At 61.6% G+C, this 12,257-nt stretch carries 9 protein-coding genes and 1 tRNA gene; all 10 read left to right on the plus strand.

Going from position 1 to position 12,257, the window contains the following annotated elements:
- Positions 1-126 precede the first annotated feature (126 nt).
- The 10 genes from olsF to ISS99_RS11225 all read left to right on the plus strand — a co-directional run bounded on the left by olsF (position 127) and on the right by ISS99_RS11225 (position 12,217).
- Entirely contained in the window at positions 127-1,839 is a 1,713-nt protein-coding gene (gene olsF, locus ISS99_RS11180; RefSeq protein WP_204631711.1) for a bifunctional ornithine lipid synthase OlsF, read from the plus strand.
- A gap of 558 nt (positions 1,840-2,397) precedes the next feature.
- Entirely contained in the window at positions 2,398-4,866 is a 2,469-nt protein-coding gene (locus tag ISS99_RS11185) for a TonB-dependent receptor (protein WP_239537908.1), read from the plus strand.
- A 152-nt stretch (positions 4,867-5,018) separates the two neighbouring features.
- A complete protein-coding gene (gene ppnN, locus ISS99_RS11190) occupies positions 5,019-6,401 on the plus strand; it encodes a nucleotide 5'-monophosphate nucleosidase PpnN (RefSeq protein WP_204631713.1) in 1,383 nt (460 codons plus the stop codon).
- 69 nt (positions 6,402-6,470) lie between these two features.
- Positions 6,471-6,547 (plus strand) — tRNA-Asn (locus ISS99_RS11195).
- Positions 6,548-7,235: 688 nt separating this feature from the next.
- A complete protein-coding gene (locus ISS99_RS11200) occupies positions 7,236-8,477 on the plus strand; it encodes a transglycosylase SLT domain-containing protein (protein ID WP_204631714.1) in 1,242 nt (413 codons plus the stop codon).
- 108 nt (positions 8,478-8,585) lie between these two features.
- Complete coding sequence (lgt, locus tag ISS99_RS11205; RefSeq protein ID WP_204631715.1) at positions 8,586-9,482, plus strand: prolipoprotein diacylglyceryl transferase; 897 nt, start codon at positions 8,586-8,588, stop codon at positions 9,480-9,482.
- 9 nt (positions 9,483-9,491) lie between these two features.
- Positions 9,492-10,286 carry a thymidylate synthase gene (locus ISS99_RS11210; RefSeq protein ID WP_204631716.1) on the plus strand — a complete coding sequence of 265 codons (795 nt, stop codon included), beginning with the start codon at positions 9,492-9,494 and terminating at the stop codon, positions 10,284-10,286.
- Positions 10,287-10,435: 149 nt separating this feature from the next.
- Positions 10,436-10,924: a dihydrofolate reductase gene (locus tag ISS99_RS11215; protein WP_204631717.1), complete on the plus strand. Its 489-nt coding sequence runs from the start codon at positions 10,436-10,438 to the stop codon at positions 10,922-10,924.
- 7 nt (positions 10,925-10,931) lie between these two features.
- A complete protein-coding gene (locus tag ISS99_RS11220; protein ID WP_239537909.1) occupies positions 10,932-11,897 on the plus strand; it encodes a Nudix family hydrolase in 966 nt (321 codons plus the stop codon).
- 41 nt (positions 11,898-11,938) lie between these two features.
- Positions 11,939-12,217: a putative signal transducing protein gene (locus ISS99_RS11225; protein ID WP_204631718.1), complete on the plus strand. Its 279-nt coding sequence runs from the start codon at positions 11,939-11,941 to the stop codon at positions 12,215-12,217.
- Positions 12,218-12,257: the final 40 nt, after the last annotated feature.

The raw sequence follows: 12,257 nt of genomic DNA on the forward strand, positions 1-12,257 counted from the left end.
ACGGGCTCTTAAGAAATCGCCTGCCGTCCATCGTGTATTCTTGCGATCCAGTAAGGTTTGACCGCGCTTTTTCGCGCAGTTGTCACACTTGATCGGCAACATGCATTAAAACCAAGGGAGGCGGTCATGCTTCACGTTGAACAGGCCCTTACCGAGCGTCTGCCCTGGCTTGCCCAGCACCCGATGATTCGTCGGCCTGTGGCGGGCATGCTGGGTCGTCTCGCCGACGAAGCAGGTTTCAACCGTGTGCTCGATCGGCTTGCAGATACCAAGGGCTTCGACTTCGTCGACAAGGTGCTCGATCTTCTAGGGTGCAGTTACCACGTCGTGCAGCGCGAGCGGGAAAACATTCCCGTCGAAGGCGGCGTGCTCGTCGTCGCCAACCATCCGCTGGGCATGCTGGATGCCATGGCGCTGTGCCAGTTGGTTGGCTCGGTGCGCCAGGACGTTCGTATTCTTGGTAACGACTGGCTGGCAGCCGTTCCACAACTTGGGCCGCTGCTGTTGCCGGTGGATGTGTTCGGGGGCGGTGCAGCCTCGCGTTTGCGCAATGTCTATCGCGCACTGGATCGTGGCGAAGCGTTAATTGTTTTTCCTGCTGGCGAAGTGTCGCGCATGGGGCCGGCCGGCGTGCGTGATGCTCGTTGGGCCGATGGCTTTGCGCGGCTTGCCATGCGCAGCAAGGTGCCGGTACTGCCTATTCACGTGGCGGCGCGCAACTCAGCCATGTTCTATGGCCTGTCGATGTTGGCCAAGCCGCTCAGCACCGCGATGTTGCCGCGCGAAGCGGTGGCGACCAATGTGAGTCGCATCGGTTTCAGCGTCGGCGCGTTGGTCAGTGCCGAAGAAATGGAGGCGCGCAGCGAAGGATCGCCACAGCGCGCTGCGGACCTGATGCGCCGACACGTTTATCGTATCGGCCGCCGTCGTGGCCTGATCTTCGGCGGCCAGGTGCCGCTGGCGCATCCGGAGCCCGTCGAGCGAGTTGCGATGGAACTGTCGCAATGCGAAAAACTGGCCGATCTGACTGACGGCAAGCAGATATTGGTTTTGCGCGGGTCTACCGACGGTGCCGCCTTGCGCGAGATAGGCCGTCTGCGTGAACTCACTTTTCGCAAGGTCGGGGAGGGTACCAATACCCGCCGCGACCTGGATGCCTACGACGCGCACTACGAGCACCTGGTGCTGTGGGATCCGAAGGTATTGCGTATCGTTGGTTCCTATCGCCTCGGTCATGGTGGCCGCCTGATCACACAGCGCGGCATGGCGGGGCTCTACACCGCCAGTTTGTTCAATTATTCACCAACGCTGGAATCGCGCCTGGCGCAAGGTCTTGAGCTTGGGCGCAGCTTTGTTGCTCCGGCCTATTGGCGTTCGCGTGCACTGGATCAGCTTTGGCAGGGCATTGGCCTATACCTGCAACGCCATCCGGATCTGCGTTATGTGTTCGGTCCAGTGAGCATGTCGGTAAGCCTACCCCGGCAGGCGCGCGAGTGGATTGCTGCCGCGCACCAGCATTATTTCGGTGTGTCCGGGTTGGCTTCGGCCCGCCAGCCGTTCAAGGTATCGGCAGACGTGCTTGAAGGGGTGCGCCGCGAGCTGGAAGGCCTGGATTCGGTCAGTGGCCTGGGTAAATTGCGCCACCATCTGGATGCCCTTGGGGTGAGCTTGCCGGTGCTGTATCGCCAATACGTCGACCTGATGGAACCGGATGGCATCCAATTCCTTGATTTTGGTGAAGATCCTGGGTTTTCCGGTTGCGTCGACGGCTTGGTATTGCTCGACCTTTCTCGGCTGAAGGCAGCCAAGCGTGCCCGCTACCTAGGTAAGGGTGCTTAACCAGGCAAGGGACCCAACCCTGCGCAAAAAAGGCCGCCTTCGGGCGGCTTTTTGCTTTCAGGCCAGGTCGTTGCGGTTGAAGCCGGGCCTGGACCTGTTGGGGTAGAGATGCCTCGACTGAGACAATTCTGTAAAATAATTGTAAGGGATACGTGTAATCTTACTAAGGTATCGCTAAGAATCGTGGCGGCTTTCCCCTGTCTGGTGTCCGAAAGGGATTGCAGATAACGCCTACGCATCGCCCGTTTACACGTGAAGTTTTCATCCAAGGTTGTGTATAGGGGACGAGGCCCTTCCACCTCGTTCCGCAAGAAATCACAAAACCGAAGGTTCCACAAAGAGGTTTCACGAGGCTCATTGTCATGAGCCCGAGCCTCGTTTTGTGTCGATGAAGCAGCACGTGCAACAGCTCGCAAGAGCTGAGGGTCGAGTGTCGTAAGAGCTGTTCGGGCAGTCACGAAAAGCGGTGCCAGAGAAATATCGAAACTAACAATCAGGACTATGGGGCTCTCAATGAAACGTACGCATCTTTCTGCAGCGATAGCAATGGCTTGTTGGATGTCCGCAGGTGTCGTGATGGCGCAGACCGCCAACGATACCCAGGCCACCCAAAACACCACCACCAGCACCGCCCAGTCGGCTTCGGCACCTCAGGCCTCCGTGTCCAGCACGTCGAAGGTCTCGGCGGTTGCCACCAAGAGTGCGCGCCAGCTGGATACGGTGAAGGTGTCGGCGGTCGAGCCGGCGCTGGGCGGCGGTCTGATGACCGAACAGGACGCTCCCAAGGCGGTGTCGACCATCACTCGCCAGGCCATTCAGCAGGCTGCACCCGGCGCCAACTTCACTCAGGCGATCGAGAGCATTCCCGGTGTGATCACCTCCACCGACGATTTCACCGGCTTGAACGACGGCAACTACACCATTCGCGGCTTCACCAGCGACGAAATCGGCACGACCGTCAATGGTGCGCCGATCAACGACAGCGGTAGCTATCAGGTTTACGCCAGCGAATACGGCGACACCGAAAACATGGGCGACATCACCGTCCAGCAGGGCTGGCCGGATGTGGATCAGCCGATTTCGGGTGCGGCCGGCGGCTCGATCGGCTGGGCGACCATCGATCCTTCGCACACCGGTGGCGTCGACTTCAGCCAGACGCTGGGCGGCAACAGCTACCACCGCACCTTCGTCCGCCTGAACACGGGCGACCTGGGTCCGGTGCGTTCGTGGATTTCCTACTCGGACAACGAAGCCAGCATCTGGGACGGTCCGGGCAAGCAAAGGATCACCAAGGTCGACGGCAAATCCCTGTGGACCATCGATGATCGCAATTCGGTGTCTTTCTCGATGCAGTACAACCGGGAAACGAAAACCGATTACATGCATCTGACCAAGCAGCAGGCGGCCGAGCAGTACGACCAGAACTACTCCAGCTACTGGGCGGTTCCGGAGAACACCAAGCAAACCGCTTCGGCGTATTGCGGACCCAACGCGCCGTACAATGCTTGTTACTACGGCCTGCATTTCAATCCGTTCAAGAGCGCGCTGTTCAGCGCCGACGGCGAGTTCACGCTGACGGACAACCTGCATCTCTCGGTGGTGCCTTACTTCCAGTACGGCTCGGGCGGCGGCAGCGGCGCCAGCCTCTTCACCGAGTCGACTGCCGGCCACGACGAGTTCGGCTACGTCGATGCCGACCTCAACGGCGACGGCATCGTCAAGAACGGCACCAAGGGCATCGTCTACGGCATCAACCAGTCCTATACCTATCGCCCGGGCGTGATCGCCAAGCTGAGCCAGGACTTCGGCAGCAACGACACGTTGGTCTACGGCGTGTGGTGGGAAAAGCCGCGCGAACAGCAGGATGAAGTCTATTCGCTGGTCAGCCCCCAGGATGGCGGCGTGGGCGACATCTGGGGCAACACCGACGTGATCCGTTACCCCAACGGTCAAACGATGCGCCTCTACAACGAGTACACCACTACCACCACCGAAAAGGCGTTTGCCACCAACACCTGGACCCCGACCGATGCGTTGACGCTGACGGCCGGCATCGCCTACATCTGGGCCAAGCGCCAGGGCTATGACCTGGAATATCAAGGCGCGACCTACGGTCCCCTCTATGACCAGCAATACGGTGGTCAGCTGGCTGCCACGTACCACAAGTGGTCGCCCACGGTCGGCGCGAAGTATCAGATCAACGATGCCAACCAGATCTTCTTCGGTGCAGGCCGCTCGTTCCGCACGCCGGTCAACGGCGCGCTGATGGAGAACGGTGCGGCGGCGCAGCTTGCCATGATCGATCCGTATCCGGGCCACGAGTACAGCGCCATCGAAAAGCCGGAAACCTCGACCAGCGGCGACCTGGGCTGGCGCTTCTACACCGACCGCGTGTCGGCCAGCGTGGATGCGTATGCAGCCGTGTTCCACAACAAGCAGGTCAGCGGCTACGACGACAACAGCGGCCTGACGGTCTACACCAATCTGCCCGACATCCACATGCGCGGCCTCAACGGTGAAGCCAGCGTCAAGTTGAACGACATGTTCACCGTGTACGGTTCGTACACCTACACCATCGCTCACCAGCAAGACAACGTGGATGCCGGCAACGACGGTGTCTACTACACCCGCGGCAAGACGCTCACCAACACGCCGCTCAATGCCGGTTACATGAGCTTGTACTTCCACGAAGGTTCGGTGTGGGCCAATCTGAATGCGAAGTATCGCGGTGCCGTGTGGGGCGACTGGTCCAACACCCAGCAGGTGGGTGGCTATACGACCTTCAACCTCGATGCGGGCTACAACTTCGCCGACTTCGGCAGCTTCTTGCACAAGCCGTACGTCAAGCTCAACCTGTTCAACCTGACCAACCACCAGGCGTTCACCTGGGCTTCGAGCAACCCGTTCCTGGCCAGTACCTCCGATGCCAGCGGCAACAACAAGCTGGGTCAGTATTACTCGCCTGCGACCTACTCGATCCTCGAAGAGCGTACCTGGATGGTCACCATCGGCGCGTCGTTCAACTGATTTACGCCGATTTTGTACTTGCTGCATCGAGCCGGTCCCGCAAGGGGCCGGCTTTTTTATGTGCCGCTTGACCCTGTCAGGTGCGGCGCGTGAAGCTATCCGGACAACACGACAATAATCGAAGCCACGTGCGTGGCCAGGAGAAAGATTTCATGAATGATGTCCAGACCGGTACCGTCAGTGCCCGCATCTCCCCCGCTGGAGGTCTCGATATCCTGTCCCGCAACGAAGTGGCGCGCCTGCGCGATGCCAGCGGTTCGGGCCTGCACGGTTTGCTGCGTCGCTGCGCATTGGCGGTGCTCACCTCCGGCGACGTAAGCGACGACCCGCGCGGCATGTTCGAGCAATATCCGAACTTCGACATCCAGGTGCTGCAGCAGGATCGCGGCATCAAGATCGAGCTTTCGCATGCGCCGGCCAAAGCCTTCGTGGACGGACACATCATCCGCGGTATCAACGAGCTGCTGGTGGCGGTGGTGCGCGACATCGTCTACGTATCGACGCAGCTGGAGCAGGGCAATTTCGATCTGGACGACTCGGTCGGCATCACCCATGCGGTGTTCGAAATCCTGCGCAATGCGCGCATCCTGAAGCCGCAGATCGATCCCAACCTCGCGGTTTGCTGGGGCGGTCATTCGATCTCGCGCGACGAATACGAATACACCAAGCTGGTCGGTTACCAGCTCGGCTTGCGCAGCCTGGATATCTGCACGGGTTGCGGCCCGGGCGCAATGAAAGGACCGATGAAGGGTGCAACCATTGCCCATGCCAAGCAGCGCCGCCGCAAGAATCGCTACATCGGCATTACCGAGCCGGGCATCATTGCGGCCGAATCACCCAATCCGATCGTGAACCAACTCGTGATCATGCCGGATATCGAGAAGCGTCTGGAAGCATTCGTACGCATGGGTCACGGCATCATCGTGTTTCCGGGCGGCGTTGGCACGGCCGAAGAAATTCTCTACATGCTCGGCATCCTGCTGCACCCGGACAATGCCGGCATTCCGTTCCCGCTGATTTTCACCGGGCCGAAGCAGTCGGCAGCGTATTTCGAGCAGATCGATAAATTTCTGCGCCTTGCACTGGGCGACCAGGTTGCTCAGTACTACAAGATCATCGTCGACGATCCGATCGCGGTGGCGCACGCGATGGTGCGCGGCATCGACAAGGTGCGCAATCACCGGCTGGACAACAAGGACGCGTTTTTCTTCAATTGGTCGCTGAACATCCCGCCGGCATTCCAGCAACCCTTCGCCCCCACCCACGAAGCCATGCGCTCCCTGGCGATCCACCGCGACCGCCCCAAGCACGAGCTGGCCGCGGACCTGCGCCGCGCCTTCTCCGGCATCGTGGCCGGCAACGTGAAGGAAGAGGGCGTGCGCGCCATCGAGAAGTACGGCCCCTTCGAGATCGACGGCGAGAGCGAGATCATGCTCGCTCTGGATCGCCTGTTGCAGGCCTTCGTGGAGCAGCACCGCATGAAGCTACCTGGCGGCTCGGCCTATGTGCCGTGCTATCGCGTGCTGACGAGTTGATCGATTCATCGGAAATTCGGCCCCGGCTTGACAGCGACGGGGCCGATTCCTCAAACTATGCAGCTCCCCGCCCGAATAGCTCAGCCGGTTAGAGCACTTGACTGTTAATCAGGGGGTCGTTGGTTCGAGTCCAACTTCGGGCGCCAAATTCAGAAAAGGGCCTACCTTGCGGTAGGCCCTTTTCTTTTAGCGTATTTTCATCGGCGAAGGATCGCGCGATTTGAAAATGTGTTGCGACAAGCCTCAAATGTCTAAGTGGCCATCTGCGTGGGTGGTGAAATGCACAATTACGAGTGCAACGCTTGAGAACGCTTTCATTCGGCAGATTTGGCGGTTTTGGCTCGAGGCCTGTGCTTTTGGCACAGGTAACCAAGAGACACCTCGATTTTGGGCGTCGGCATCATGAAGAAAGTTTAATTTTTTAGGCATACATTTTCATTGTTCGCTTTTTTTCAAAGTGGCATAAATGTGCCGTCGAGCTTTCGGTACTCCGTTCGCGCCGGTTCCCCTCCCCCTATCGAACTGGCTTTGGCTCGACTAAGCCGCTTCGTAATGACGCGGCTTAAATTTTTATTGCAGCAGGCGCTTTAATTCGTTTCGGCGAAGGCGCTAGCCGAGCGTGGAAGCCGGCTCAGCTCGGTTGCGCGCACTACTGATTTTCTTCCGAGGTTTACTGATCGCGCTGGTCTGGCTGCGCTTGCTTGGCGTTGGGGCAGGCCGGTCAGGCTGTCTCTTTGGGAGTGAATGGGGAAAGGCTCACAAAAAGTTTGGCCATTCGGCCCGATTTGTGCTTGTCTAGCCAACCGGCTGTGGGACGCCGAAAGGATGACGCTCGTGTTGCTACTGCAAGCACCTTTTGATCTGAATGACGAAAAGCCGCCGCTCAGGGCGCGACGGGGTTCCGACGCCGGGGCGTCGCGGCTGCCTCGCGGTGGCGGCTCTTCCGGCGCCTTGGGTCAAGCCCAGCCGCAGAAGGTGACCTACAGGGTCGTGCTTTGCGCGCCGGCGACGTTCAAGGGGCAGCGGACCGGGGCCATCCCGGCGCCCCGCGGACAGAAGATCCTGTTCGTGGACCCGCAAGGCTGGGCCTCCCGGCGCCACGTGCGCATCGGCATGGACCGGCTTACCCGCAGTCCTTACGCGGCCCGCCCGTCAAGAATGTACAGCGTTGCCTACGGGGCATCGGTGCCCAAGGCGGCCAGCGACATGTCGACGGTGCTGCTTGCCGCCCGCCGTCACGTCAAGGCGTATCGCCAGCCCACGGCGAACACCCTGGCGATGGCCGCGAGCACGGCGGTGGTGGCGATCGTCGGCCACTACTGGCATTCGCAGGTATTGCCGCCGGTGGTCACGTCCCTGAGCATCGAGCGGCCCGCGCTGACGGCCGTACTGCCGCCGATGGCGCTGCAGACGCCGCATTTGTTTGCGAAGCTTTCTCGTGAGATGGCCGCCGTCCGCGGCGCTACGCCGGCCCTTTCCGCCACCGACCTGAAGCGGCTGGCGGCAGCCCTGCCGGCGCAGGCGATTCACGGCGATTTCAATCTGGACATCACCTCGCCCAAAAGCCTCTGGGCGGCGGCGGGCGCACGCTACCGCATTGACCCGCTGCTGATCTATGCCGTGGCGCTGGTTGAGAGCAAGAGCGCGCAGGCCGATGGCTCCATCGCCCCCAGCCCGTGGTTGGTGCGAGTGGCCGGGCGCATGCACAAGGGGTCGCGCGAGGATGCCGAGCGCGCGATCGAGATGGCGCACCGGCTGGCCCTGCCGGTGCAGGACGTCGGCATCATGCAGGTGTATTACCCGATGCATCGCGATATCGAGCCCGATCCGATCGCGTTGCTCAATCCGGTGCGCAACATCGAAGTGGGGACCAGCCTGCTGCGCAAAGCCATGCAGGAAAGCCGCGATCCCGTGCTGCGCATCGGCTATTACCACAGCCACGACGTGGCGCTGGCGCGTGGCTATGGCCAGGCCGTGCTGAGCGTGTATCGCGAGTTGAAAATCGCCATGGCGCGCTCCCCGTCGGTCAATACGATGGCACTGGCCAATACCTTTCCCGCGCTTACCGGCGGCTGATACCTGACAAAAGGCCCGTTCCCGACGGGCTTTCCCCCGGCCGGGCGCCTGCCTGACGTCCTGCCGCAAGACCGTTAGACTGGCAGCTTTGATTCCGACGGCTACGCCATGTCGCAACCTTTTGTCGTGCATTTCAACCCGGTCGCCCTGCACCTGGGGCCGATCCAGATCCATTGGTACGGGCTGATGTACCTGCTCGGCTTTCTGGGGGCGTGGACGCTGGGCGAATACCGCCGCAAGCACGGCCGCCTGCCGGTCAACCGGGATGCCTTCGGCGATCTGTGTTTCTACGCCATGATGGGCGTGATCGTGGGCGGCCGCATCTGGTACATGCTGTTCTATTACGCGGACGGCATCCGCTGGATCTGGACCGAGCCACTGGCCCTGTTCCGCGTGTGGGACGGTGGCATGAGCTTCCACGGCGGCTTGCTCGGGGTGCTGGTGGCCGGTCTTTGGTGGTCCCGGCGGCACAAGCTGCATTTTTTCGATACGGTCGATTTCGTGGCGCCGCTGGTACCGATCGGCCTGGGCCTGGGGCGGTTTGGCAATTTCATCAATGGCGAGCTGTGGGGCAAGCCGGGCCTGGTGTCCTGGGCGATGATTTTTCCCAACGCGCACGACGAAGACGTGGCACTGGCGGCCACCGATCCGAAGCTGGCGCAGCTGATGCAGCAGTACAACGGCTTGCCGCGCCATCCCTCGCAGCTTTACGAAATGCTGCTCGAGGGTGTGGTGATGTTCGCCGTGTTGTGGCTGGTTTCGCTCAAGCCGCGTCCGCGCTATCTGGTTTCGGGCTTGTTCGCGCTGATGTACGGCTGCTTCCGCTTCGCGGTGGAATTTGTACGCGTGCCGGACGCGCAGCTCGGTTACCTGGCCTGGGGCTGGGTGACGATGGGGCAGTTGCAGTCGTTGCCGCTGATCGTCGTCGGGCTGGTGTTGATCGCGTTGTCGCGCCGTGCGCCCACCTTGCCGTTGGCGACAGCGGACCAAACCCAGGCAGCGTAAACTTCGACCATGCACGCCTATCTCGACTTGCTTCGCCACGTGCTGGAACACGGCACGGAAAAAACCGATCGCACCGGCACCGGCACGCGCAGCGTGTTTGGTTGGCAAATGCGCTTTGACCTCAACCAGGGCTTTCCGCTGGTCACGACCAAGAAGCTGCATCTGAAATCGATCGTGCACGAGTTGATCTGGTTTCTGCAGGGCGATACGAATATCGCTTACCTGAAGGACAATGGCGTCAGCATCTGGGACGAATGGGCCGACGAACACGGCGATCTCGGTCCGGTCTACGGTAAGCAGTGGCGCGCGTGGCCCACTGCCGACGGCCGCGCGGTGGACCAGATCCGCTGGGTCGTGGAAGAGATCCGCCGCAATCCCGATTCGCGCCGCCTGATCGTCAATGCGTGGAATGTGGGCGAATTGCCGAAGATGGCGCTGATGCCATGTCACGCGCTGTTCCAGTTCTACGTGGCCGACGGCAAGCTGAGCTGCCAGTTGTATCAGCGCTCCGGCGATATTTTTCTCGGCGTACCCTTCAACATTGCCAGCTATGCGTTGCTCACGCACGTGATCGCGCAGGTGTGCGGCCTGGGCGTGGGTGATTTCGTGCATACGCTGGGCGACGCGCACCTGTACAGCAATCACCTGGAGCAGGCGCGCTTGCAGCTCTCTCGCGAGCCGCGGCCGTTGCCGCGGTTGCGGCTCAACCCGCACGTATCTTCGGTCTTCGACTTCCGCTTTGAAGACGTGGCCATCGAGGATTACCACCCGCATCCGGCCATCAAGGCACCGGTAGCGGTGTAAGGGCGCGCCCCTCGGAGGCTAGCCCAGCTCTCTGGAGTGGGCGTGTACGCCGGTCGCGATGCAAGACGCTATAATGGGCGGTCAGCGTGGTCGGATCGGATATCCGGCTGCAGGTACCGTTCGATCACTGTCACATTGCCGGAGCTTCCATGGCCATTTCGTTGATTGCCGCCCTCGACGAGAATTTCGCAATCGGCCGCAAGGGCCAGCTCCCCTGGCATCTCCCCGACGATCTGCGCTGGTTCAAGCAGCTTACCGTCGGCAAGTACGTGCTGATGGGCTACAACACCGCCATCTCCATCGGCCGGACCCTGCCGGAGCGCGAAAACCTGGTGCTGTCCCACCGCCACGAGGCGCCGTTCCCGGGCCAGGTCACCGTGCGTTCCATCGAAGAAGCTCAGGCCCGTTCCAACGGCACCGGCCTGATGGTGATCGGCGGCGGCAAGGTGTTCCACGACGCGCTGCCGATGGCTCAGCGCCTTTATCTCACCTGGGTCGGGGCTGCGGTGGAAGGTGCCGATACGTTCTTCCCGGGCATCCATTTTGCCGAGTGGACCGAAGTCAAGCGCACGCACCACAAGAAGGACAGCGAGCACAGCTACGACTTCGACATGGTCGAGTACATCCGCAGCCACTGATCGCTCGATGAGCGATCCCCTCCAGGCACCCATGCACGTCATGGCTGGCGTGCTGCGCAATGCGCAGGGAGAGGTTCTGCTGGCGCAGCGACCCGAAGGCAAGCACCTTGCAGGGTCATGGGAGTTCCCCGGCGGCAAGCTGGAACCGGGCGAACACCCATCGCAAGCCCTGGCACGCGAGCTTCGCGAGGAACTGGGCATCCAGGTCGATCCCGCCGATGGCGCGCCGTTGATCCGCGTGCCGTGGCGTTATGGCGAGCGGGGTTTGCTGCTCGACGCCTGGCAATTCACTCGCTGGCAGGGTTTGCCCGTATCGCTGGAAGGACAGGCATTGCAGTGGCTGCGGCCTTCCGAAGTGGATCTGGCCATGCTTGCGCCTGCCGATCGGCCCATCTTGCAGGCACTGCGCCTACCGCGGGTCTATGCCGTGACTCCTGCGGACGCGATGCCCGACCAGGCGGGACTCTGGCAGGCACGGATAGGCGAGGCGCTCGAGGCGGGTGCCGGCTTGATCCAATTGCGCTTTCCCTCGTGGTCGACCGAACAGGTGCGTGAGCTGGCAGCGAGCCTGCAGCCGCAGGCGCAGCGTCTGGGTGCGTACCTGTTGCTCAACCGGGACATCGAGGGCGCGCGCCGTCTGGGTGCCGGCGTTGGCGTGCACCTGAAGGCATCCCAATTGGCCGGGCTCGACCAACGTCCTCTGCCCTGGACGCAATGGGTTGGCGCGAGTTGCCACGACGCTTCCGAACTGGCGCTTGCGCAGCGTATCGGCGCGGATTTCGCCACGCTCTCGCCAGTGCTCGCCACGGCCAGCCATCCGGGCGCGATGCCGCTGGGCTGGGCGTCGTTCCAGGCACTCGCCGAAGCGGCCTCGCTGCCGGTCTATGCGCTGGGTGGCGTGGGCCTGGCGCAGATCCAGCTGGCGCTTGAAAACGGCGCGCAGGGAGTGGCTGGCATCCGCGGTTTTTGGTGAGGCGGCTTGCCCGATGGCGCTGGCAGCAGTAGCGTGCATGCATGCGCATCATCTATCGAGCCCGCAATCTGATCGACGCCCATCTGGTGAAGGATGCGCTGGAAAACGCCGAAGTACCCGCTTTCATTTCCGGGGAATACCTCACCGGCGGCGTAGGGCAGTTGCCGGCACTGGACTATGTGGCGGTGCTGGTGCCCGAGTCGAGCCTGGAGACTGCGGAACCGGTGGTGCGCGAGATCGATCGCGCGCTGGCCGAGGCACGGGATGTCCTGCAAGAGCAGGGCGACGACCTCGACGACATGCTGCCCATCCCGGGCTAAATCATCCAACCCCGTTGTTTTTCTCGGCCCGGGTACCCAC

It is taken from the genome of Dyella mobilis, assembly GCF_016904945.1.
Lineage (GTDB): Bacteria > Pseudomonadota > Gammaproteobacteria > Xanthomonadales > Rhodanobacteraceae > Dyella_B > Dyella_B mobilis.

Bases quoted from the DNA above. Each gene is read 5' to 3' on its own strand.
- ISS99_RS11215 (WP_204631717.1), top strand. From the start codon at position 10,436: ATGGCCATTTCGTTGATTGCCGCCCTCGACGAGAATTTCGCAATCGGC.
- ISS99_RS11185 (WP_239537908.1), top strand. From the start codon at position 2,398: ATGTCCGCAGGTGTCGTGATGGCGCAGACCGCCAACGATACCCAGGCC.
- ppnN (WP_204631713.1), top strand. From the start codon at position 5,019: ATGAATGATGTCCAGACCGGTACCGTCAGTGCCCGCATCTCCCCCGCT.
- ISS99_RS11220 (WP_239537909.1), top strand. From the start codon at position 10,932: ATGAGCGATCCCCTCCAGGCACCCATGCACGTCATGGCTGGCGTGCTG.
- lgt (WP_204631715.1), top strand. From the start codon at position 8,586: ATGTCGCAACCTTTTGTCGTGCATTTCAACCCGGTCGCCCTGCACCTG.
- ISS99_RS11225 (WP_204631718.1), top strand. From the start codon at position 11,939: ATGCGCATCATCTATCGAGCCCGCAATCTGATCGACGCCCATCTGGTG.
- olsF (WP_204631711.1), top strand. From the start codon at position 127: ATGCTTCACGTTGAACAGGCCCTTACCGAGCGTCTGCCCTGGCTTGCC.
- ISS99_RS11210 (WP_204631716.1), top strand. From the start codon at position 9,492: ATGCACGCCTATCTCGACTTGCTTCGCCACGTGCTGGAACACGGCACG.